This window comes from Bradyrhizobium nivariense (assembly GCF_029846695.2).
GTDB lineage: Bacteria > Pseudomonadota > Alphaproteobacteria > Rhizobiales > Xanthobacteraceae > Bradyrhizobium.
In genome coordinates this window covers 32,297-56,266 of record NZ_JARWCR020000014.1, presented here as the reverse complement: position 1 = coordinate 56,266, position 23,970 = coordinate 32,297, and the positions used below count along the sequence as shown (strand labels likewise).

Sequence of the window (23,970 nt, the reverse complement as noted above, 5' to 3'; positions counted from 1 at the left end):
GGCACGGCACCCCGCGGGCTGTGGTATTTTGCCCCTTCGGGCGGTTGAAATGCCGCGTCTCTCCCTATAGACCGGCACCAATCGAGGGAATCTGCGGTAGCGCGTGCCTCCGCCGTTCCCGAGGGCCTGATGGGGCGTAGCCAAGTGGTAAGGCAGCGGATTTTGATTCCGCCATTCGGAGGTTCGATCCCTCCCGCCCCAGCCAGAAATTATCAGGGAAAAACAATCGATTAGATTGCGTGTCACGACGCATTTTCGCGGATTCCGCATTTTCGCGGCTTCCATGTGGCGTCATGTCGCAAAAAATCTCCGTCTGTTTTCAAGGCTTGCAAACCAGTGCGGGCTGCTCCACGCGACATAGACGCGACATGATCTCTTTTCCATTTTCGTTTTTTCATGTTGAGCTTGGCCCAGCTATTCAGCTTCACGACGGAGGTCGCCGGCTGGCATCCGCGGAGTGCGAGCCCTCTTCAAATCACCTGCGTCCCGCCTCACGCCTTAGTCGCACTCTGTATCCAATCGCGGTACGCGTAATTGATGAGGTCTCGCACCAACTCCAGCAGACCGGCCCACGGGAACTCACCAAACGGAACGCCGCCTGCAAGTTCGTTGCGAATGGTCCACGAGTTCGGTTTGATATCGCCTGCAATCATGTCGAGGGCCTTGGACGGAGGGCCACAACGCCGGTTCATCGGGATTTCATCTTCGGTCAGGCCGTCGCGTTCGACCATGTATTTCAAGAGATCAGCAAAGGATGGTTCCCGGACCACCACTTTTCGCCTTTCGAGATTTTTCGCTTTTCGTTTTCCATAGAAGTTGCGACTTTAATTGGGTTGGCTTGGAGCCTGTCGTGTTCACGTCAACATAGCGCCACTCCACAAACGCGGTCGTTTTTGCCCACCGCGAAACTGCCCGATTGGATAGTAACGAATGAGTTCTACTATCTCGATAGCAGTAAGTTCTCGACTAGCAAGCAGCACGCGATTTGGGGCCGGGAGCTACTTGAATATTGCTCTGTGGACGAAGCGCGATTCTACATTGCGTTGAACGCACCGGAATTGGCGGAATCCAACTTTATTTTGAAGGAAATGCAGGCTTACGTTGATCGAGAGATAAGAGGAAAACTAAGCACATTCAAAATTGCACTTGAGCGGTGCTTGAGCTCGTGCGAAGGGGATGTTCAGTTCGTGTTATCGACCAAGGCGAAATCCCGAATCAATTTTCGGCTTCCCATGGCAAACATCGTCTGCTGCATCCGTGGAAATCAGATCCAAGCCGAGGGCTGGATGCTCATGCAGCTCTTGAGCTATGGGATAAACTCTTGAGAGAGCTCGAATGCGACGGCTTCTCTAGGACTGGAGTCATTGTCGCTAACACCGATGCAGAGTCTTATGAGCAGAGCATCAGATATCCGCAGTTTTCTGCATTAACCGGAAGGGTCCGGTTCAACCACTGGACCTTATTCTCGACGCCGGATAGCTTTCATATCCGCGACAAAGCGATCATTATGACTGCCTGCTCTGGAATCGGGTATAAATTTGCGCCGCTGACAGCGCAGAAGGTTTGTACTGCGGTTTTGGACAGCAAGCAACGAGCCCACAGCTGAGCCTTGCATAGGTTTGCTGTCCAGAGGAATGATCATGAGCAGTGACCTGGACGAGACAATTCCGCCCTTCCGTTACTATAACGAAGGGTTTGTGGTTTCTATATCGATTACAGCTAAAGTAGGCGAAGAGGATAGTGTCGCGAACATTCTAGACAGTTTGGTGGCGCCGACGATGGCCGAGGAAGGCGTGAAGCTTTTCTTACCGTACCGATCGCTTGATGATAAAGCGCAGTTTTTCATATTTGAACTCTATTTCAATAAAGCGGGCTGGGATGCCCATCAGCAAGCACCTCACTTTTTAGAGGCCATCAAAGAGCTTCTGCCAAGATGTGCCAAACGCGAGCGGATTCCCTTCGTACCATTTGTTGGCCTCCCGCAGTCGTCGTAGATTGAATAGGGAGGGTTGGTCACGATCCAGTCCACCATTTTGGTATTTCGGCGCCGTTCTGGTCAGCGCATTTTGTGGAGGTCGACGCGCGACTTTACCCAGCAAAACCGGGGATCGCCACCGGCAAAACGCCGTCGACACTTTGCGGTCGCTAACGCGGGGGCGGTGGGCATAATCGCATCGCGGCCCATCGGCCGTTCAGCGACAACGCGGTGTTTGCTCCTTCGTCAGGGTCGGGACCGGCAGCGCAGTAATCGACTTGACCTTCTCCATTGCGAAGCGTGAGGTCGCGATCGTGACAAAGGCGGGCGCGTACGTCAGCCACGGCCATTTGCCGGCGTTACCGTTCCCAGCCAGACCTCTGCGCACTTTGTCAGCGTTGTCCTCGCGATACAGCTAACCCACCAGTCCGCGAAGTCGAACCAAGACTGTGTTCACGACGCCTTGGTGGTTCATCCTCGTCGTCGAGCAGCGCGCTTGGACGGCTGCAATTCCGCTGCGCCAGGCAACAGCGGATCACGAAACGTCGATAGCCAGCAATCGTGCAACCCGCCGGGACTGCGCAAAACACACGCAGGGTGACGCCCGCAATTCGTGCAACTCAACCGAGATTTGTGCACCGCGTTCAATTGACGTGATGCGCATATTTGGTAACGTTTCATTCGGCCTAGGACGGAATTTGTCGGTTGATCGGTGGCATCGCTGTCCTAGGAACGGGCTGGAAATCAAACAAATGGGGGCGGTCACGAGTGGCGCGCATTGCAGCGCCACAGCAGCTGTTCGATCGAATTTGGAACGTGTTCATTCCAATTTCTTGGAGAAGACGTGCTCTTGGGTGACGACGCCGTCGTTGTCGTCACCGAAGCCGATCTCAGTGAGATCTACGTGTTGTTTCGTTCAGTCCGGACCATCCGTGCGGACCTGAATTGAATGGAAATTAAAGAGGGCAAAGCGGCGTCCACCGAGGCGTCGCGCCCCAGGAACCGACTTGGAGGTACTAATGAAGTTGACGAAGACGCTCTTTCTCGGCTCGGCCGCCGGCCTAATGGCTGTCTCCGGGGCGCTCGCAGCCGATCTCCCCGTAAAGGCCAAGGCGGTCGAATACGTGAAGATCTGCTCCCTGTACGGTGCCGGATTCTACTACATCCCGGGCACCGACACCTGCATCAAGCTGGGCGGTTACCTCCGCTTCGACGCCACGCTGGGCACCAACTCGGACTTCGCCCTGAACCAGAACGTTTCGAGCCAGGGCGCCAACGGTTCCCGCAACCGTCTGACGAACTATTACACCTTGAAAGCTCGTGAAGACCTCAACATCGACACGCGCACCGCGACCGAGTACGGCGTCGTCCGCACGTTCTTCGATGGCGTCTTCTCGTGGACGACCGGCAACTACGTCGGCACTGGCAGTGCGACGGGTACGACGGCCTACAGCGGCGCGCTGGCTACCGCCACGACTCCTGGTGCGACCACCACGTCGCTGTTTGGTTCGGGCGGCGGCTCGGTCAACGGCACCGACGGCAACACCTCGGCCGGTTCGCTCGGCGTGTACTACGCCTTCATCCAGTTCGCCGGCTTTACGATGGGTAAGGCCGTGTCGCAGTTCGACGCGCCCTGGACCAACTATCCCGGCAACAATTTCGACAGCCTCGTCGGCGGCAGCGGCACGGTCACTGGTATCCTCCAGTTCTCGTACACCGCTGACTTCGGTCAGGGCATCACGGCGTCGTTCTCGGCGGAAGATCCGACCTCCTATATGCAGGCCGGCAACCTCAACATGTCCGGCGCGACCGCGTCCAGCGTCCTCGGTGCCTCCTACGGCTCCAACGCCCTTGGCGGTTCGCGTTCTCCGAACCTCGTCGGTATGGTGCGTGTCGACCAGGCTTGGGGTCTGTTCCAGGCATCGGTGGCTGCGCATGACAACCACGTTGCCTATTACGGCGCGACCGAGCCGACTGGCCACCCCGACGACAAATGGGGTTGGGCGGTTCAGCTCGCTTTGTCGATCAAGAACATCCCGACCGGTGCGGGTGACGTGATCAATATCCAGGGCGTCTACACCGACGGCGCGACCCGCTACAACTTCCAGAACCTCGCGGGCAGCAGCTACGCGATGTTCGGCGGCTCGAATATTGCCTACGGCAGCCTCGGCTTCGCCTCGGCTCCGGACACTGTGTTCGTCACGGGTAGCTCGCAGGAGACGGTCAAGACCTGGGGCTTCCGCGGTGCCTACACCCATAACTGGGATCCGTACTGGAACACGGCGATCTATGGTGCTTACGCTCAGGCGCAGTTCGGCACCCTGGCCAAGACCACGCTTTGCGGCGCTGGTGGTGCCGGTGGTGGCGTGATCGGTCTTGGGTTTGCCGGCGTGACCTCGTGCAACCCGGACTTCGCGATCGGCCAGGTGGGCATCATCACCCGCTGGACCCCGGTCAAGAACCTGACGTTCTCGGCTGACCTTGCCTGGACCCATCTCGACCAGAAGTATGCCGGTGTTGTCACCCCGGCCGCTCTGATCCCGGTTCCCGCCAAGCCGGTCGCGACCTACGAGCTGAAGGATCAGAACTCGCTCGTTATGCTCCTCCGCGCTCAGCGCAACTGGTAAGTTTTCATCAATCAACCGAAGGAGAACAAAGGCTCTCACAGATTAAATCTCCAAGGAGACCTCCGGCGTGCCCGCCGGAGGTCTTGCTGGAGACGCTGTCTGCCACACGTTTCTCAGGGGTGGTTGGCGAGGACGAGCCTGCCTTCGAACGACGCGAATATGGACAGACTGCCATCGGTGTTTCAGAACTCGTTTGAGTTCGGCGCTGGACCAGCATCATGCTGATGGCGGGGGCACAACCTCACCCTGGTCGGAGCTGCAGCGCAATCTTCTGACGGTATGCGTCAAGTACGTCGTCAGCACTATAGCTCTGGCGCGCAGCGAAGTTGCTCCGTAGTGCTGAATCCGATGACAGACGAAGCCGCTTTACAACCGCCTCGGTCATGACGGGCTCCAGGCCGAGCTCCTGCAGACCGTCGCGCACACCTTCCATCTCGACTGCCCGGCGTTCGGCGTGCAGGACGTCGGTGCGGATGCACATGTCCACGAACTTGCTGAAAGTTGTCGCATCCATCGTGTCACAGATGCCGCGCAGAGCTTCCTGCCGGACGCCCGCCAGTGAGGCCGCCGTCAGCGCTTCTACCACCAGCGCTTCAATTCCTTTGGTCACCACGCTGCGCAGCATCTTGACCGCTGCCGCCGTGCCCGCTTCCGGGCTTGCGACGTCGATCGTGAAGCCAAACGGCGCAAATCTGCTGGCAAATTGCGCAGCCCCGCTGCCCGACGTATAGAGCGGGACGGCCGCCTTATAGAGACTGACTGCGCCCATCAGATTGGCGTCGGCGAACAGGCCGCCACGCGCTTCGACGGCCTTTGCCACACGCTTCTTGGTGGTCGGTGTCGAGGCATTGATGTCGATCACCAGCGTGTCCGGCCTGATGATTTTCGCGATCGCTTCCCCTGTCGTCCCGGCGACGGCGACGACCACGGCCGAAAAGACCACGTCCATGTCGGACAGGCTCTCGAGCGTGTCGACTAATGTCACGCCGCATCGAGCAGCCTGGGCGAGGAAGGCCTCGGAATAGGGCGGTCGATTCGCGTTTCCGTTGCAATAAGCCAGGATCGGTCCCGCGCCCTGCGCTGTCAGGTGCGAGGCAAAGCATTGCGCGGCTTCTCCGAAGCCAACAAAACCAATCCTGGGATGCTGCATCCGATGCTCCGAAAGATAAGGATTCTGGACATGAGCGATCCTTGCAGGTCAGCCCGGTAGTGTCAATGAACCGTTTCATTGAACTGAAGCGATTTCGCTTACAGCCGTGTGGCTGACATTGGCGCAGGCTCCATGAGGAAGACGATGCGGGGGCGCTGACGAACGTGATCATGCTGAGCAGTTCGCGCTCAAAAGAGCTGATCGGTCCAACGCCTCAACTTATGACAACTGGGGCGAGCACAATGGCTTCGAACAGGCTTTGCCCGCGACGACAATACTCGCGCTCAACTTTTGAGAAGCCTGTCTGATCGACGTCGTTGAGGTCAAATCGCTCTGCAGGAGCCGCGGACGACAAGCGATACGGGGAGCCGGATGCGGCGGGGCGGCGACAGACTGCTCTGGTCGATCCTGTCGAGCAGCATTTCGGCGGCATGGCGGCCCATTTCGGAGCGGTCCCAGCGCAACGCGGTGATCGGCGGCGTGTTGAGCTCGGCAAGATCGGAATCGTTTCCGCTGACGATGGAGATGTCCTGTCCCACCACCAAGCCGGCCGTGCGGACCGCGCGCAAGGGCCCGGACAGCGTGTCGAGACCTGCGGCATAGATCGCCGTAGGCCGTTCGCTGCGGCTCAGCAGAGCCGCGGTTTCGCGAAACGTCGCCTCGTTCGAGAGCAGGCGATCGCGAATGAGGTGCGCATCGACCTGAACCCCGAAAGAACGATGAGCGTCCGTATAGCCTTCGATGCGGCTGCGGGAGGGATAGGCCTTCGGGTCGCCGACCAGAAGCGCAATACGGCGATGGCCAAGCGACAGCAGGTACTCGGTGGCTTGACGGGCGCCGGAACGGTGATCGGCCGAAACGCTATCCACTGATTGGACGAGTTCGCGATCGATCAGCACAATCGGCATGGCTACGTTGGTGATTGCGTTGACGAGATCGGGGTCGGTCTCGTCGCTCATCGTCATCATCACGCCGTCGACGCGGCGTTGGCTGAATGTCTGCAGCAGAGAGAGCTCGACGTCCTTGGCGTTTGCAGTGCTTGCAAGAATGAAGGTGTAGCCGGCACTCCGAAAGGTTGCCTCCGCTGCTTTCACGTAGCTGGCGAACGCCGGAATATCGAAGTCGCGTATGGCGCAGGCGACCATCTTGGTTCGGGAGCTGCGCATGCTCTGAGCGATGGCGTTTCGCTGATAGCCCAGGGTCAGAATCGTTTTCTGGACGCGTTCGCGTACTTGCTTGGTGACCGAATGATGATCGTTCAAGACCCGGGAAACCGTTCCGACGGCGACGTCGGCCGCCGCTGCGACATCGCGAATAGTGACGGTGCGTTTCGTCGCCTTTCCCATTGGCCGGATCCCCTCTGGCAGCCTCTTGCGCGCCCGGAGGCGCTATCGCGCCCATTAGCACGGAAATGAACAGGTCATACGAAATAGACACGGGGATTCACGTCTAGATTGGAAACGGTTCATTGACAGACCTGCGAAAGCAATGATAATCGCTGCCATTCTGGCATTTTGGGAGATGAACTTGTTCCAAGTCGCTCAGCGCCTGACGCGCGTCAAGCCCTCGCCTACGGTCACCCTGTCAGCTCGTGTGGCGGCCCTCGCTGCAACTGGCCGGGATGTTCTCAGCCTCGTTGCCGGGGAGCCCGATTTCGACACCCCGGACCACATCAAGGCGGCCGCGTCCGCCGCGATCGCGCGTGGAGAGACCAAATACACGGCCGTCGACGGGACGCCCGCCCTGAAGGATGCGGTCGCCGGCAAATTCCGGCGCGAGAATGGATTGAGCTATGAGCGTGATCAGGTCGTCGTCAGCACCGGGGGAAAGCAGGTCGTCTACAATGCGCTGATCGCAAGCGTGAGCCCTGGAGACGAGGTCGTTATTCCGGCTCCCTACTGGGTCTCCTATCCGGAAATCGTGTTGCTTGCCGAGGGAACGCCCGTGATCGTGCCGTGCGCGGCGGAGCGGGGCTTCAAGCTTGCAGCCGCGGACCTCGAGGCGGCGATCACACCCAGGACACGCTGGGTGATCCTCAATTCTCCGTCCAATCCATCGGGCGCGGCCTATACGAGGTCGGAGCTCAAGGCGCTCACCGACGTGCTCGTGCGTCACCCGCACGTCTGGGTGCTCACCGACGACATTTACGAGCATCTGACCTACGGCGATTTCGAATTTGTTACCGCCGCTCAGATCGAGCCGAAGCTCTATGATCGCACCCTGACGATGAACGGGGTGTCGAAGACATACTGCATGACCGGCTGGCGCATCGGCTACGGCGCCGGGCCACGCCCGCTGATCAAGGCCATGGCGGCCATCCAGTCCCACTCGACGACGAATCCGTCTTCGATCAGTCAGGCTGCCGCTCTGGAGGCTCTCACCGGCTCTCAAGATTTCATTGCCGGGCACGTCTCTGCGTTCGAAAAACGACGCGACATGATCGTCGACGGTTTCAACGCGATCGATGGAATCGTCTGCCACAAGCCGGAGGGAGCCTTCTATGTCTTTCCGTCTTGTGCGGAATTCATCGGGGCGCGGCGTCCGGATGGAGGCGTCATCGCCAGTGACGAGGATTTCGTGCTGTATCTGCTGGATCGTGCCGGCGTCGGGCTCGTGCACGGCTCCGCGTTCGGCATGCCCGGACATTTCCGGTTGTCCTATGCGGCGTCCAATCAGCGGCTGGAGCAGGGGTTGGAGCGGATCACCGCGGCCTGCGCGCAGCTCGAACGCCTCGACGTGGCGGCTGCCGTGGCCTGACCGATCCGGCTTCTCGACCCCGCATCATCCGCTCGCGCGTCCGGCATCTCTGGTTCTCCCGAAGCAGCCGAGCGCCATACAAGGAGTCCCCGTGGGTCTGTATGACCATTCGCAGCAGGGCCGTCTGATCAGTTCGGCGCAAGGCATGGCCGTGACCGGTCGACCCCGGCTTTCGGAACGGCAGACCATCGTTCTGCTCAGCGCGGTCGCGTTCGTGGTTGCCTTGAGTTCCATCATCATCTTTCCGCTGGGCCCGTTCCTTGCGGACAGTCTCGGCTTTCCACCTCAGCAAGTCGGTTTTCTCGGCAGCAGCTATTCGATCGCCGCTGCTGTTGGCGGATTCGTAGCGGCCGGTTTCCTCGACAGATTTGACCGCCGCATCGCGCTGGTTGCCTGCGCGCTCGGCTTCGTCGCCGCGACAGCCGTCTGCGCGACGGCGACGAACATCGTCGAGCTCGTTGTCATGCGGGCTCTTGCCGGATTGTTTGCCGGTCCCTTGTGGGGGCTGCTCATCGCGATCGCATCGGACAATGTGCCGCCGGAACGGCGCGGCGCGGCGGTCGGGATATTGATCGGCGCCTACGGCCTGGCATTGATCGCCGGGCTGCCACTGGGGGTCATGGTCGCGGCCTCGGACATGGGCTGGCAGATGAACTTCGTCGGCATTGCTGCCATCACCCTCATTCTGGCTGGAATCGTCAGCTGGCAAATCGGCGCACAACGCCAGCACTTGGCCGAATTGCGCACGTGGAATTGGTCCGAGCAACATGCCGCCATGATTGAGCTCGTCACTGCGCGCGCCAGTATTCTCGCGTTCATGCTGATCGCAAGCGCGTCCTATGCGGCTCTGCTGATCTCGCCGAACCTGGCCATCTTCGCAGTCCATAATGCCGGTCTGTCGCCTGCGCGCCTGGCCGATGTCTATCTGCTGGGCGGCATCGTGAGCGTGCTGGTGATGCCGCTGACAGGTCGCCTTGTCGACAGCTTCGGCGCAACGTCGGTCTCCATTGCCGTCGCCGTCGTGACCACCGGCCTGCTGGGGGTCGTCTTCATCGGCCGCGGTGTGATCGACTTGCCTGCGATTCCACTGTTTGCTCTTGTCATCGCGTTTCAACTGGTGCGCAGCACGGTCAACCAAGCCTGGGTGACCAGGGTACCGGCTGTTGCCGAGCGCGCGGCATTTCAATCCCTCATCGCTGCGGTCACCAATCTTGCGCAAGCCGCGGGAGCTGCCAGCGCGCCATTCCTGCTCAATATTGCGCCGGGCGGGCAGCTTGTCGGCATGGATGCTGTCGCCCTGCTGGCTCTCGCGATGACCTGGGCCGCTCCACCGCTGTTGCTCATGCTTGATCATGCCCTGGCCAATCGGCCGCAGGCTCTGCCCCCCAAGAGCCTACTGTGATGTCTTTGGAGAAGGAGAGCGTCATGCGAGACGGGTTGTTGCATGACAATGATACTTCGCTGCCCGAGGTTTACACGAAAGGTGTCGACGATTCCCCGACCCGAGTCCTGACAGGATGCGAACGTGCCGACGTGGCGATCGTCGGGGCGGGGCTCACCGGCTTGTCGGCGGCGCTCCATGCCGCGAGACTCGGAATGACTGTTGCCGTGGTGGAAGCCAATGGGATCGGCACCGGTGCAAGCGGGCGGAGTTTCGGCCAGGTCGTTCCCTACCTGAAGCATGAACCAGGGCATGCGCTGAAACTGTTCGGCGAAACTCTCGGCGAGCGGCTGGTCACGGCGGCTGCCAGCGGCCCTGATTTTGTCTTCGAATTGATCAAGACCTATCAGATCGCCTGCGAGGCGGTGCAAGGCGGGCTGATTTTTGCGGCTCATTCTTCCGAAGGTCTCGAACGACTGACCCAACGTGCGGCCTTTTGGCAGAAGCGTGGATCGACCATCGACATTCTCGATCGAGACAAGACTTCACAGGCGATCGGCGGCGGAGCTTATCCGGGCGCGCTGCTCGATCACCGCGGCGGCACGCTGAACTCCTTCGCGTTCACCGTCGGTCTCGCGCGTGCCGCGGCAATGAACGGTGTCGGCCTGTTCTGCCGCTCGCCAGCAGAAGCGATCCGTCGTCACGGTGCAACCAGCTGGGAGTTGAAGACCGGCTCCGGGACATTGATTGCCGACAAGATATTGGTGTGCACAAACGCCTATCGAAACGATCTGGCGCCCGGCGTCGGCGCTCACGTCCTTCCGATCCGCGTCCACCAGGTTGCGAGCGAGCCGCTCCGCACCGAGATCGCAAGCACGATCCTTCCGGGCGGACGAGCCCTGACCGATACGCGCCGCCTGCCGTCCGGTGTTCGCGTTACCAGAGACGGGCGCCTTGTGGTGACCATCGAAGGGCCGATGTTTTCAACCGGCGGCGCCAATCTCAAGCACGCCGCAGCGCGCATTGCCGGACTTTTTCCGCACCTCGGTCGCGTGACCTGGCAGTCGAGCTGGAGCGGGTGGATCGATATGGCGCCGGACCAGTACCCGCGCATCATCGAGGCCGCGCCGGGCATCATGGTCGGGCTCGGCCTCAGCGGGCGCGGTCTTGCTCTTGGCCCGCTGCTTGGCCGCGACCTCGCGCGCCGGGTCGCCGGTGCGCATTCCGACGAACTCGCGTTCCCTGTCGTCACCCCGCAGGACGGTCCGCGCTGGCCGATGGGAGCCAACGCTATCGCCAGCGGAGCGGCGCTGCAGCGGAGATGGATGGATCGCATCGACGTCTGGCGCGAACGCCGCTGGGGGCGCACCCACAGCGCCTCTCAACGCGCGATCCACCGACACGCCGCGAACTGATCACGCGAGCTGTTGAGCGAGGTCGGATCCAGATCGCACATCATGCGCCCGGTTTTCGGTGCGCTTGAGCAACCGGGTTGATCGAGGCCGCGTCGTCGATCGCGACCTTGCGTGCGTATCGCCGCCGACAAGCGCCGCCGGATCCCTTTTCATCGTGACGATATCTCTTCATCTCCAAAGAACTGGCGAGACTGCATGGGCGACACATCCGCTCGGTGCCGCGCGCGAAAGAGCTGGCATGAGCGTTGGCCAAACGTAGGAGCTCGCTACGGCGCTGGCGCTTGTGATGACAATCGTTGCAACGATGCGCAGAGATTAAGCGACCGATCGCGTCGCAGTGGGAAGACCATCTGCTTGGCAACGCCAGAAAGCGACGCCCCGCCGTGAAAATGCGCCGCGATCCAGGACATCGGCAACTTCGGATGCCTATTTGGAACCGTTTCATAATTGGCCTGCGATTTGCTTGGAAAGGAAAAGCGATGTGGTCTGGAGGACGAACGATGTGGACATCGGCAAGGATCTTTGGGGCAAGGCTTTTTGGGGCAAGGATTTTTGGTTCGGCGGCAGTGATCGGGGCGATCCTTGTGTCGCAGGTCCCCTGGACCGCGGCGACCGCGGAACCGATGCCCAAGCTCGATTTTGCCGGCTCCGTCACCTGGCTGGGCCAGGTCCCCATTCTCGTTGCCGTCGAGAAGGGCTTCTTCAAAGACGAAGGCTTGGACGTTAGCGTCCAGGTGATCTTGAGTTCGAGCGACCGTATCCGGGCCGTCACCGCGGGCTCCGTCGCGTTCAGCAATCTCGGCCGCTCGACCGTGATCAGCGAAATGGCGCGCGGCAACAACAGCTTTTTCTATTTTGCCAATGTCGACGATTCTCCCGGCAGCGAAGGATGCTGGGCACGGGCAGGCTTCCAGTCCTTTCCCGACCTCAAGGGCAAAAAAATCGCCGCCAACACGTCAGCCGAAGTGACGATGGACGGCCTGCTTCAGAACTCCGGCATGAGCGTGCGGGACGTCCAGTTCGTGAATCTGTCGCCCAATGAGATGGCGCTTGCGCTTGGACGCGGCGATGTCGATGCGGCCTGTGTGTGGCAACCGCTGCTCGACAACCTCAAGAAGGCTGCTCCGGATGGCAAGCTTCTCGGCACCGACGCCGACACCGAGACCTACAAGCGTTTCGGCACGATGTCGTCGCCGGACATCCTGATCATCTCCCGAAAGCTCGTGGAGGAGCATCCCGATCAGGCGCGCCGGCTCGCGGTCGCGATCATGCGTGGGGCGGATTATGTGAACCAGAATCCCGAAGCCGCAGCCGCTGCCGTCGCGCCGCTTTTCCGGCAACCACCCGATGTCGTGCTCGCCGGCATCAAGAACTTCAAATACTACGGCTCGAAAGGCTGGCGAGAGCACATGAACAGACATACCGAGCAGATGCAGTTTCTCTCGTCCTGGCTCCATCGAAACAAGAAGATCGAGAGCGCTCCCGACGTCAAGCAATGGGAAAACACGTCGTTTGTTCCTGAACTGTGAAGTCTGGCTGGTCCACGCAAGCGGAGCGGCATTCCCTGCGGCCTAATTTGATGGAAAGACAAGTGACATGACGTCGGCACGCAATATGGCCAGCAATCTCGTGGCTCCGCCCGACCTGACGAAGCCGAAGCGCGGCTCGAGTCTTCGTGGCCGACCGATCATCCTGCTCAACATCCTCGGCGTGTTCGCCTTCTGCATCACCTGGGCGTTGGTGACCGAGCGCGGTTGGGTTTCGCCGCTGTTTCTTCCATCTCCGTTCAAGGTCGCAAGCGAAGCCGCTGGCGTCGCCGCCACTCACGAATTGTGGTGGGCCATTGGTGCATCGTCGCTGCGGGTCTTTCTCGGCTTCGCGCTTGCTGCCGCCATCGCGATCCCACTCGGCGTGCTGATGGGGAGCTGGTGGCCGGCGAAGGCGCTGCTCGATCCGCTGATCTCGTTGCTGCGCCCGCTGCCCTCCATCACCTGGATCCCGCTCACGATGCTGTGGCTCGGCATTGGCGAGGCCCAGAAAGTCGCCATCGTGTTCATGGGGTCTTGGATCTACGTCCTGCTCTACACGCTGGAGAGCACCAAGCGGGTTGATCCTATCCTGATCAAGGCAGCGAGAAACCTCGGCGCCTCCGAGTTTGCCGTCATGAGGGAGGTCGTTCTTCCCGGTGCCCTCCCGGGCATTCTGTCCGGTCTCAAGGTCAGTCTCGCCATCGCTTGGTCCTGCGTCCTGTCGGCCGAGATGGTCGCGGCCCAGAATGGCCTCGGCGCTTTGATCTGGTCGGCGAAGGACTGGGGCAATCTCGCGCTGGTGCTGGTAGGCATGGTCAGCATCTCCGCGACGGTGCTGGTCGCCGACCTCCTGGCCAACAGGCTGGAGCGCGCCCTGCTGCCCTGGGAGCGCCACAAGCGCCAGAGCTGATCCCCTGACTTCCGCGACAAAGGACGTTTCGATGTCTGTCATTCTCTCCGCACAACACGTCAGCAAGTCGTTTTCCGTGCGTCCGAACGAAGACGTTCTGGCGTTGCGCGATGTGAATCTCGATGTGTACGAGCGTGAGTTTCTGTGTCTTCTCGGCGCGTCAGGTTGCGGCAAGTCGACCTTGCTGAACATGTTCGCGGGTTTTACGCCTCCGTCGCAGGGAGACATTCTGCTGCGATCGAGCCCGATCACTGGCATCGATCCGCGCTGCGGCATGGTGTTCCAGTCCTATGCGCTGTTTCCGTGGCAGACGGTTCGCAAGAACGTCGAGTTCGGCCCCCGCATGAAGGGGCTGCCTGCCGACGAGTGCCGGAGCACTGCCGGCCGGTTCATCGAGATGGTCGGACTGCACGGCTTTGCCGATCATTATCCGGCCGAGTTGTCCGGGGGCATGCAGCAGCGCGTGACGCTCGCGCGCAGTCTGGCGGCCGATCCGGAGGTGCTGTTGATGGACGAGCCGTTCGCGGCGCTCGACGCCATGACGCGTCACGTTCTTCAGGAGGAGCTGAGCCGCATTCAGCGGGAGAGCCTCAAGACGGTCGTGCTCGTCACCCACAACATCGATGAGGCATTGATCATGGCCGATCGGATCGTCGTGATGTCGCCCCATCCCGGCCAGATCAAGGCGGTCATCGCCAACGATCTCGAGCGGCCGCGCAATATCGATGTTCAGCTGTCCCCTGCATGGGGCGAATTGAAGAAAGAGATCTGGTCGCTTGTCGCGGGTGATGTCTCGCTCCACGCAGCCTGACGCCCCGCGACGACAAGGCACCGCACATCTGGCCGCATGAAGAGCAGGCCAAGGGAGATCAAGGGAGATCAAGGGAGATCAAGATGGTGGATATAGCTCGGCGCGACGTGTTGACGATGGCGGGAGCCGTGGGGGTCGGGGTCGCCATTCCCGTTTCGCCCGCTCCTGCGGAGGTGCCACCAAAGGACAAGGCTCAGGACAGTCCGGCCGCAAGCGCGGCGGCGCGATCCTATCAGTTCTTCGATCTTAACGAGGTGGCATTCATCGAGGCTTTCGTCGATCATATGATTCCGGCCGACGAACTCACGCCCTCAGGAGTGGAGCTCGGCATCACCATCTATATCGACAGGCAGCTCGCCGGTGCCTGGGGCCGTGGCGCGCGGATGTATCTGCTCGGTCCCTGGGCTGCCGGCACATCGCAGCAGGGATATCAGCTGCCGCTTGCTCCCGCCGATTTTTACCGCTGCGCCATCCGCGCCGTGGAAGCCCATTGCGTGGCCGTCCACGGCGGCAGTTTCGACAGGCTTCAACCCGCGCAGCGCCAGCAAATCGTGCAGGCCCTCTCCGAAGGAAGCCTGCATCTGCAGGAGGTCCCGGCCCAAGCCTTTTTCGACATGGCCTATGCCAATGTCATGGAAGGTCTGTTCGCCGATCCGATCTACGGCGGCAATAAGGACAAGCGTGGCTGGAAGCTGGTCGGCTTTCCCGGTGTCATTGCCGCGCATGCCGAGAACATCGAGCGTTTCCGCGGCAAGCCGTATCCGGTCGAACCGCTCGGCATAGCCGATCTCTCGTGAGGACGATCCGATGACGACGAAACTCAAGGAGGTCGACGTCGTCATCGTCGGCATGGGCTGGACCGGCGGCATCATGGCCAAGGAGCTGTCGGATGCGGGCCTGACCGTGGTCGGACTGGAGCGAGGCGCGCCGCGCTCGGACGCAGGTTTCTCGGTGCCGATGATCCGTGACGAACTGCGCTATGCCGTCCGCAACGAGCTGTTCATGGACGTCAGCCGCGATACACTCACCTTCCGCAACAAGCCGGCCGAACGGGCGCTGCCGATGCGCAGGCTCGGCTCGTTCCTGCCGGGCGAAGGCGTGGGGGGCGCCGGCGTCCACTGGAATGGACAGACCTATCGCCTGTCTTCGCATGATCATGCCCTGCGCTCCCGCGTGGAGGGGCGATACGGCAAATCCTTCATCCCGCAGGACATGCAGCTGGCCGACTGGCCGATGAGTTATGCCGAACTCGAACCGTTCTACGACAAGTTCGAGTATATGGCGGGCATCTCCGGCAAAGCGGGCAACATCGCCGGCCGGATTCAGGAGGGAGGCAATCCCTTCGAGGGGCCGCGTGCGCGCGAGTATCCGAACCCTCCGCTCAAGCCGAGCCTCGCCAGCGAGATGTTCACGGAGACGACGAAGAAGCTTGGCTATCATCCGTTTCCGCGCCCGGCGGCCAATATGAGCCGGCCCTACACCAATCCGGACGGCATCCAGCTCGGCGAGTGCCAATATTGCGGCTTCTGCGAGAATTTCGGGTGCGAGGCCAATGCCAAGGCCAGCCCGCATATCACGGTGATCCCGGCCGCGCTTCGCAACAAGAACTTCTCTCTGAAACCGCATGCCTGGGTCACGCGTGTCAACCTCACTCCGGATGGCAAGCGGGCAACCGGGGTCTCCTACACCAGCGTGCTGACGGGGGAGGAATTCGAGCAGCCCGCCAGCCTTGTCATCCTGTGCGCGTACGGCTTCGGCAATGTGCACCTGATGCTGCTGTCCGGCATCGGCAGGCCCTACGACCCGGTCAGCGATACCGGCACGGTGGGGAAGGGCTATTGCTACCAGGTGGCCACGGTCGTGCAGGCGTTCTTCGATGACAGGAATTTCAATCCCTTCATGGGGGCGGGGTCGCTGGGCGTCGTCATCGATGATTTCAACGGCGACAATTTCGACCACGGGCCGGTGGGTTATATCGGCGGGGCCTCGATCTACAGCGCTTCGCTGGGAGGACGCCCGATCAATCAACGTGCCGTGCCGCCGGGCACCCCTCGCTGGGGAACGGAATGGAAGAAAGCGACCGCGCGCTGGTACAACCGCACACTGCAGATGTCGGTGCAGGGCTCTAACATGGCCAGTCGCTACAACTATCTCGATCTCGATCCGACTTATCGCAATGCCTTCGGTTTGCCGCTGATGCGGATGACCTACAACTTCACTGATAACGACGAGAAGCTCTCGGCCCACCTGACGACCGTCGCACATGACATCGCCCGCGCGATGGGGCCAACCCATCTCGGCTCCAAGACGCCTCGCCGCGCTCCTTATTCGATCGTGCCCTATCAAAGCACGCACAACACCGGAGGCGCGATTGCCGGACATGATCCCGGCAAAAGCGCGCTCAATCGATACCTGCAGAGCTGGGACGTTCCCAACGTCTTTGTCATGGGCGCCAGCGGCTTCCCGCACAACTCGGGCTACAATCCGACGGGCGCCGTCGGAGCGCTGACCTATTGGGCAGCTGACGCGATCCGGACGAAGTATCTGAAGGATCCGGGCCCGCTCTTGCACACCTGATCGGGGCAACACCATGAAGGACCTCGTGCGCCAATGGTTCGTCGCATGCGTGTTCGTCCTCGCCGACGCGAGCGCCGTCCAGGCCGCGGATCCGGCGAAGGGTGAAAGCCTGTTTGAGAAATGCCATGCCTGTCACGCCACCAAACAGGAGGGCGCAACCCTTGGACCGCCGCTCGCGGGGATCTTCGGCCGAAGGGCCGGCAGCCAGGAGCAGTTTCGTTATTCGCCCGCGATGCGCCGCAGCGGTCTCGTCTGGGATGATGCAACACTGGATCGATTCCTGGCCGAACCCCAGACGCTCGTGCCCGGCAACCGCATGCCGTTTGCAGGCATGTCCGAGAAGAGCGACCGCGACGACCTGATCGCCTACCTGCACAAGGCAACAACCGAACAGTGATCGCGACGGCCGTCATTTCGGCAGCCGTGCAGCACCACATCGACGCTTTGATGCCCGTCAGGCGTAACCCCGGCCGCGCATCGCCGGCAATGATCGTGTTATCTCGTCGCAAGCTTCACCGGTTGCCGTGCGGATATGCCAGCTATCGCGCATCGCACGATTGCTCTCCCGTGTAGAACGCGTGTTGTCGACGCGTCGGAAACGCTCACGCGGACGACGATTTTCGCCGCGGGTTCCAGGCTCCCGCGCAATCAAGCGCTTCGCCGTTTCGACGACTCTCTGTTCGAGCGCAGAGCATGCTGTGTCGTCGGGCGATTGACCGATGCTTGCTCTGATCAGCTTGCCGGCAATGCGCAAAACACACGCAGAGTGACGCCCGCAATTCGTGCAACTTTACCGAGATTTGTGCACCGCATACAATTGACGCGGCGCGCAAATTTGGTAACGTTTCATCGATCCTGTGCTGAAATTGCCGTGTGATAGATGGCATCTTGCTTCAAGCAATAAGTTAGAGAAATGAAGTAAAAATAGAGATAAAAGAAGAAGAGAATCAAGAAAAGTAAGTAAGTTAAAGTTTAAAATCGATCTCTACGCTGTCGAAAATCTAGCCTAAAGTTCGCTAAAACGAAAGGATTAGGGCTATGTATTCGCGTGATGTGATCTCAATGGCGGCAGAATCTAAAATAAACGGCAAGATAGAAAGTATAGCTGCTCCATCCGTAGTCACGGAAGCCGCACCTCGCATTGCGGCATCACAGCAGCAGTTTAACCGAATTTGGAACAAGTTCATTCCAATTCTCAGAGAAGACGCGCTCTCGGATGGCGACGCCGTCGTCGTCACCGAAGCCGATCTCAATGAGATCTACGGCGCGCAGTCATCGATCCGTTCGATATCCGGCGCGTGCGGTGCAGCCAAAGCAGTCGAGGAGCAGTCTCCCGATCCGCACGACATGAGAATGCTCCGCGTTGCGTTGATGCGGCAGCTCCTGATCAACGCATCGTTGCAGGCCTGTCTCAACCGCCAGCGACGCGACGTGGTCATCCTCGATCAAACCGAATGCTGGCCATCGCGCGGCGAGAGCGCGCCTCTGCGCATGGAGCTCGGCCTGCATTGCCAGGAGACGGAGTTTCTGCGCGCCAGGGTCGTCAAAGGCCTTCGCGGCCTCGTGCAAGTCTTGGAAGGTGGCTTGGAACAAAACTTGGATCAAGTTTTGGACAATGACCTGTCGAAGCGCGCCGTCAGCGATGCGCTCCAGACCCTGTGGGATGCGATCTGGTCCGATGAGGATGTGGACCTCATCGCAACGCAGCTGCTCTACGCCGACAGCGTGTACGCGGCGCTGCCGCAGGCGCTGAGCGAGGCGGGCCGCCTGCTCGCGAGGCAGGGGATCGATCCTGCGGATCTGGAAACCTGCCTCAGGCCCTACACCTGGCTCTACGGTGATCGCGACGGGCGGCCGCACGACACGGATGCGCACACTGAAAGACTGATTGTCGCACTCGAGAAAGGCATTCGCGCCAATTATCGGCGCGACCTTGCCGAGATCGCCGAAGGCCATCCGGCTTCGGATTTTTTCCGGAAGTTCGCGGAGAGACTCGATTCCGTCCACCCTGAAGCCTTCACCTCGTCATCGCAGTTTCTGGCGGAGCTGGAGGCCAGCGGTTATGGCGCTGACGAGCGCGTGCGCGCGCTGATGCTGCGCATCGGCGTCTTCGGTTTCCACTATCTCAAGATCGAATTCCGTCAGAACGCAGCCATGTTCACCGAGGTGGTGGACAGCATCATTCCACCTGGCCTGATCGCCGGGCCGCTCGGCCCCGGCCGACCTTCCTGCTATGCGGACCTGTCGACCGCCGACAGGGTCGAGCTTCTCTCCCGGCTGCATGGATGCAACGGCCAGCGTCAGGATCTGCCCGAAGAGTTGTGGCGGCGTTTCTGGGACGACAACAGTCAGGCCTTCCATGACAAGGCAGCTCACTACCAGGGCAGGGACTACATCGACATCTACAATGTCGATCGCGGGCACATTCGCATCCTGAACGCCCTCAATACGCTGAACACACTCAAGCTGCTGAAGACATATAGCGACCGGATTGCGATCCACGGCATCGCGGAAGCCGGCAACATCGACGAGCCCTTGGCGCTGCTGTTTCTGCTGGCGGCCGCCGGCCACCGCAACGGTGTCGATATCGCGCTGCAGCCCGAGGATCTCGCAGGCGCAGAGTCCATGCTGCAGCAGGTCGAGGATCTCTACGCCAATCCGGTCTATCGGGAGCATCTGGAGCTGCGCGGCCGCCGGCAGTTCATCACGTTCGGGCCCAGCGACACCGGCAAGCAGGGCGGCAAGGCGATGCATATCGCGAATATGCAGATCGCCAAGCGCCATCGCGCGATCGCCGGCCGCTTCGGCATAGAGGTCGTGCCCAGCATCGTGATCGGATACGAGCACGCGCGCTCGAACGGGCCGATCGCCGAGAACCTCGAGGCTTTTGACGCATTCGCCGGCCGCGATGCGCGCTACATGCTCTCCGGTATTCTGGAGATGCGCAGTCATCTGCTGACGCCCGTGATGGCACACCAGTGCCTGCGGGATCTCCTCCTTGCGAACGCAATGCGCCGCCCGCCGCTTGGCATCGCAAAGCCGTCTCGGGGCGGCGGACCGAATGGGGTTTCCCGGGTCGACTGGATCGCAATCGTTCGGCTCTACAAGCAGCGCTTCTTCGAGCACCCGATGCTGCCGGCGCTGCTGCGCGGTATCGCGCGCTTCGACATCGTTCGCGCCAACAGCAAGAGCACCCGCCCTCCGTCGCGGGCCTTCGACGTGCAGGAACTGGAATCCCGACCCGATGCCATTCGCGCGATCCCCTGGACGCGGGCCCTGATGTTGAGTGGCGTGCATCATGAATTGATCGGCGCGGGCTTGCTGGCGGCACGGGACGTCGGCGATCTGCGGGATCTGTACAGGGCAGATGCCACCTTCCGCGGCTATGTCAAGAACATCGCCTACGCGGCCGCACGCACGCGCATGGAGCTTGCCTGGCGAACATTGACCGGCTCGCTCCCCGAATGGCGCGAGGTGATCGCACTGGCAGACGGCCTCCGGCCGAACGACATCAAGGATTCGCGCCAGCTGCTGGCGTCGATCCATGTCGAATATGTCCAGGCCAAGCGTTTTGTCTACAAAGCGCAGCATGGCGTCGAACCCGCTCGCCCCGAGGACCTGACGGCCGATCAACTGCTGAGTGCGTGGCCTCTGCTGGCTCAGGAGGTCGCGTGGAAAGAGCGCGAGATCGACCGCTATGTCTCGCTTCTCGTGGCCACGAAGCACGAGGCGCAGCACTTCAGCAAGGCTGCGATCCAGGACATCTATTCCGGTTTCATTCTCTCCGCCAACACCGATCTCTATTTTTACGCGGCGGACGAGCCGGACGCGCCTCGACACGAAAGCAACGATCACGAACCCGAATACGGCTACGGCCCGCTTCACCATTCCCTTCGCACGGCGGTTTGATGACCGCCGACGCGGACCAATGATTCGAGAGCCCATCGGTGAGCGACACGGATGGTTTGATCAGACGGTTATTGCGAGAAGCAGGAGACGAGAATGAGTGACGTGATCATCGTTGGAGGCGGAATCGGCGGCCTCTCTCTGGCCTTGGCTCTCGAGAAGGCGGGTATCGGTTCGACGATCTACGAGGCGACGCCGGTTATTCAGCAGGTCGGTGTCGGCATCAATGTGCTGCCTTATGCCATGCGCGTGCTGGCGGGCTTTGGGCTTGAAAAGGAACTGGAGAAGCGCGCAATCCCAACCCGTGCGAGTGCCTACTTCGATCGTTGCGGCAGCCCGCTGCATCAGATGCCCGTCGGGCGCTTTGCCGGCGAAACCTGGCCGCAACTCTCGATCCATCGCGCAGAACTGCAGGCGGTGCTGCTCGACGCAGTACGCGAACGTCTCGGACCCCACCGAATAAGAACCGGTTGGGAGTGTGCCGGCGTTTCGTCGGAGCACGACGACGGGCTGTGTTTGAACTTCAGGGATCGTCGAACCGGTCAAAAACTCGAACCGCAGCGTGGAGGAATCGTCGTCGCGTGCGACGGGATTCACTCGAAGATCCGCCAGCAATTCTATCCCGATGAAGGCGCCCCTCGTTATTCCGGAGTCTTCATGTGGCGTGGGGTGACACGCCGCCCCAAATTTCTCGATGGCGTCACCATGGTGCGCATCGGGCTGCCTTCGGTCGGCAAAATGGTGATCTATCCCATTCGCAACTACGACGACGGGACGCAGCTCATCAACTGGGTGGCCGAAGTCGAGGTCCCCGACCCCGGGAACTTCTGCAGCAAGCGGGACTGGAACTGCCCGGGGGATGCGAAGGATTTTGTCGACGTCTTCGCGGACTGGCGCTTCGACTGGCTGGACGTCCCCGAGCTGATCCGGAATGCGCACACGATCCTGCAATTCCCGATGATGGATCGAGACCCGCTACCGCGGTGGAGTTTCGGCCGGGTAACACTTCTTGGCGATGCGGCCCACCCGTTAGTGCCTCTTGGATCCAACGGTGCCGGACAGGCGATCCTCGACGCCGAGGTGCTGGCGAGAGAGCTCGCCTCGTGCCGCGATCCGGCAGGCGGACTCGCGCGATACGAGAGCATCAGGCGGCCTGCGACGGCAGAGATCGTCATGTCGGACCGGGCGGGAGGACCTGACGTCATTCTCCACGAAGGGGAAGAGCGTCTCCGATTGCTGGTTCCTGTTCCAACGGGTCGATCAGCTTTCCCGCGGTCCGCGGAAGCGGCGTGAGCGCGCTCCACAGAGGCCGAGCGTTTCTTGTCTTCCATAAGCTTGCGCGCTGCTACGCGACGAAGCTCCGCCTCTAGATCTGCCGACAAGACTCGTAACTGCATTCCAGTAATAAGGAGCCCGCAGATGAACGACGTGTGGTTGAAGGTCCCGGTCTCGGATCATTTTCAATATGTTCGCGCGACCGACCTGTTGGCTTCAGACGAGTCTGCTCCCTCGAATGGTTGGACTCCAAGGTCCTGGCGCGAGAGGCCAGCGAGGCAGATGCCACAATACCCCGACTCGGGAAAGCTGGCCGCGGTGGAGCAGATCCTGCGCAATTATCCGCCGTTGGTTTTTGCCAGCGAGGCGCGATCGCTCAAGGCGGCGCTCGCGCGCGTAGCCGAGGGTAGGGCATTTCTCCTGCAGGGCGGCGACTGCGCCGAAAGCTTTGCCGAGTTTCATCCGGACAAGATCCGAGACACCTTCCGTGTGCTGCTGCAGATGGCGGTTATCCTGACTTTCGGCGGTGGCCTGCCGGTTGTGAGAGTCGGCCGCATGGCCGGACAGTTCGCCAAGCCACGCTCTGCCGAGCTGGAGGTCATCGAAGGCGTTTCGTTGCCATCCTATCGCGGCGACATCGTCAACGCCTCCGGTTTCGACGAGGTGTCGCGCATGCCCGACCCGGCCCGCATGATCCAGGCCTACAACCAATCGGCCGCGACCCTGAATCTGCTGCGCGGCTTCTCCCAGGGCGGCTACGCCAATCTGCATAAGTTGCGCCAGTGGAACCTCTGCTTTGCTGCCCGGTTGCCTTGGGCTGAGCGCTACGAAAACTTCGCCAGCCGGCTCGACGAAGCGCTGGAGTTCACAGCTGCCTGTAGCGCCGCCGGGGAGACCACGTCGGCGATTCGTGTGACAGAATTGTTCACCAGTCACGAGGCCCTGCTGTTACCTTATGAGCAGGCTTTGACCCGGATCGACAGCGACACTGGCGATTGGTACGACGTGTCGGGCCATCTGCTTTGGATCGGAGACCGCACACGCCAGATTGACGGAGCGCATGTCGAGTTCTTGCGCGGGGTGAAGAATCCGCTGGGCCTGAAGTGCGGCCCCTCGCTTGAGCCCGACGACCTGATCCGGCTGATCGACGTCCTGAATCCCAACAACGAGCCCGGCCGGCTGACGCTGATCGTCCGCATGGGCGCCGACAAGGTGAAGGAAAAACTGCCGCCGCTGCTCCGCCGGGTCCGGGAAGCCGGGCGGGTCGTCGGCTGGGTCTGCGACCCGATGCATGGCAATACCGTCACCTCGCGGTCGGGCTACAAGACGCGATCGTTCGATCGAATCGTGTCCGAGGTGTTTGACTTTTTCGACGTGCACCGGGCCGAGGGCACCCATCCAGGCGGCGTGCATTTCGAGATGACCGGCGAGGACGTCACCGAATGCACAGGCGGCGCCGGGTCCATCACGGACGAGTCGTTGTCGCTGCGGTACCAGACAGCGGTTGACCCGCGACTGAACGCCAGCCAAGCGCTCGAGCTGGCGCTTCTGATTGCCGAGATGTCCAGGATGGAGCGTGTCGCTGGCAAGCAGCTTCGAATGGCGGGAGGCCGCTCAGAGGGCAGAGCGCGTGTCGCGTCGATATAGCGCTCATGCG

Annotated in this window: 18 protein-coding genes, 1 tRNA gene and 1 pseudogene; 17 read left to right on the top strand and 3 right to left on the bottom strand. The window is 61.1% G+C overall.

Annotated features, from left to right (window positions below):
• Positions 1-130: 130 nt before the first annotated feature.
• Positions 131-205 (top strand) — tRNA-Gln (locus QCM77_RS13985).
• A gap of 286 nt (positions 206-491) precedes the next feature.
• On the opposite strand, the gene QCM77_RS13980 is transcribed toward QCM77_RS13985, so the two are convergent.
• On the bottom strand, positions 492-770 hold the full coding sequence (locus tag QCM77_RS13980) for a hypothetical protein (RefSeq protein WP_279683968.1): 279 nt from the start codon (positions 768-770) through the stop codon (positions 492-494).
• A gap of 63 nt (positions 771-833) precedes the next feature.
• Between QCM77_RS13980 and QCM77_RS13975 the strand changes: the two are divergent.
• The 4 genes and pseudogenes from QCM77_RS13975 to QCM77_RS13960 form a co-directional block, all read left to right on the top strand.
• Positions 834-1,121: pseudogene (locus tag QCM77_RS13975) on the top strand (class I tRNA ligase family protein); the annotation flags it as partial.
• A 32-nt stretch (positions 1,122-1,153) separates the two neighbouring features.
• Positions 1,154-1,606, top strand: coding sequence for an FAD-dependent oxidoreductase (locus QCM77_RS13970; protein WP_279683967.1), 453 nt, complete (start codon positions 1,154-1,156; stop codon positions 1,604-1,606).
• A 34-nt stretch (positions 1,607-1,640) separates the two neighbouring features.
• Positions 1,641-1,994 carry a putative quinol monooxygenase gene (locus tag QCM77_RS13965; RefSeq protein ID WP_279683966.1) on the top strand — a complete coding sequence of 118 codons (354 nt, stop codon included), beginning with the start codon at positions 1,641-1,643 and terminating at the stop codon, positions 1,992-1,994.
• Positions 1,995-2,994: 1,000 nt separating this feature from the next.
• Entirely contained in the window at positions 2,995-4,602 is a 1,608-nt protein-coding gene (locus QCM77_RS13960; RefSeq protein WP_279683965.1) for a porin, read from the top strand.
• A 241-nt stretch (positions 4,603-4,843) separates the two neighbouring features.
• Here the strand turns inward: QCM77_RS13960 and QCM77_RS13955 are convergent, their stop codons facing one another.
• Positions 4,844-5,752, bottom strand: a complete 909-nt coding sequence (locus QCM77_RS13955; protein ID WP_279683964.1) for an NAD(P)-dependent oxidoreductase — start codon at positions 5,750-5,752, stop codon at positions 4,844-4,846.
• A 323-nt stretch (positions 5,753-6,075) separates the two neighbouring features.
• Positions 6,076-7,098: a LacI family DNA-binding transcriptional regulator gene (locus tag QCM77_RS13950; protein WP_279662679.1), complete on the bottom strand. Its 1,023-nt coding sequence runs from the start codon at positions 7,096-7,098 to the stop codon at positions 6,076-6,078.
• Positions 7,099-7,273: 175 nt separating this feature from the next.
• Between QCM77_RS13950 and QCM77_RS13945 the strand changes: the two genes are divergently transcribed.
• The 12 genes from QCM77_RS13945 to QCM77_RS13890 all read left to right on the top strand — a co-directional run bounded on the left by QCM77_RS13945 (position 7,274) and on the right by QCM77_RS13890 (position 23,960).
• Positions 7,274-8,509, top strand: coding sequence for a pyridoxal phosphate-dependent aminotransferase (locus QCM77_RS13945; protein WP_462676331.1), 1,236 nt, complete (start codon positions 7,274-7,276; stop codon positions 8,507-8,509).
• Positions 8,510-8,600: 91 nt separating this feature from the next.
• A complete protein-coding gene (locus QCM77_RS13940; protein WP_279683963.1) occupies positions 8,601-9,911 on the top strand; it encodes an MFS transporter in 1,311 nt (436 codons plus the stop codon).
• 23 nt (positions 9,912-9,934) lie between these two features.
• Positions 9,935-11,305: an NAD(P)/FAD-dependent oxidoreductase gene (locus tag QCM77_RS13935; RefSeq protein WP_279683962.1), complete on the top strand. Its 1,371-nt coding sequence runs from the start codon at positions 9,935-9,937 to the stop codon at positions 11,303-11,305.
• Between the two features lie 389 nt (positions 11,306-11,694).
• Complete coding sequence (locus QCM77_RS13930; RefSeq protein WP_279684010.1) at positions 11,695-12,834, top strand: ABC transporter substrate-binding protein; 1,140 nt, start codon at positions 11,695-11,697, stop codon at positions 12,832-12,834.
• A 67-nt stretch (positions 12,835-12,901) separates the two neighbouring features.
• The gene (locus QCM77_RS13925; RefSeq protein WP_279683961.1) at positions 12,902-13,744 is read left to right on the top strand and encodes an ABC transporter permease; all 843 of its coding nucleotides are present in this window, start codon (positions 12,902-12,904) and stop codon (positions 13,742-13,744) included.
• Positions 13,745-13,775: 31 nt separating this feature from the next.
• On the top strand, positions 13,776-14,555 hold the full coding sequence (locus QCM77_RS13920) for an ABC transporter ATP-binding protein (RefSeq protein WP_279683960.1): 780 nt from the start codon (positions 13,776-13,778) through the stop codon (positions 14,553-14,555).
• A gap of 83 nt (positions 14,556-14,638) precedes the next feature.
• A complete protein-coding gene (locus QCM77_RS13915) occupies positions 14,639-15,352 on the top strand; it encodes a gluconate 2-dehydrogenase subunit 3 family protein (protein ID WP_279662685.1) in 714 nt (237 codons plus the stop codon).
• Between the two features lie 10 nt (positions 15,353-15,362).
• Entirely contained in the window at positions 15,363-17,132 is a 1,770-nt protein-coding gene (locus tag QCM77_RS13910; protein WP_279683959.1) for a GMC family oxidoreductase, read from the top strand.
• A 13-nt stretch (positions 17,133-17,145) separates the two neighbouring features.
• On the top strand, positions 17,146-17,529 hold the full coding sequence (locus QCM77_RS13905) for a c-type cytochrome (RefSeq protein ID WP_279683958.1): 384 nt from the start codon (positions 17,146-17,148) through the stop codon (positions 17,527-17,529).
• Between the two features lie 956 nt (positions 17,530-18,485).
• Positions 18,486-21,041: a phosphoenolpyruvate carboxylase family protein gene (locus QCM77_RS13900; protein ID WP_279683957.1), complete on the top strand. Its 2,556-nt coding sequence runs from the start codon at positions 18,486-18,488 to the stop codon at positions 21,039-21,041.
• A gap of 93 nt (positions 21,042-21,134) precedes the next feature.
• Positions 21,135-22,331, top strand: coding sequence for an FAD-dependent monooxygenase (locus QCM77_RS13895; protein ID WP_279662689.1), 1,197 nt, complete (start codon positions 21,135-21,137; stop codon positions 22,329-22,331).
• Between the two features lie 126 nt (positions 22,332-22,457).
• Positions 22,458-23,960: a class II 3-deoxy-7-phosphoheptulonate synthase gene (locus QCM77_RS13890; protein WP_279683956.1), complete on the top strand. Its 1,503-nt coding sequence runs from the start codon at positions 22,458-22,460 to the stop codon at positions 23,958-23,960.
• Positions 23,961-23,970 lie beyond the last annotated feature (10 nt).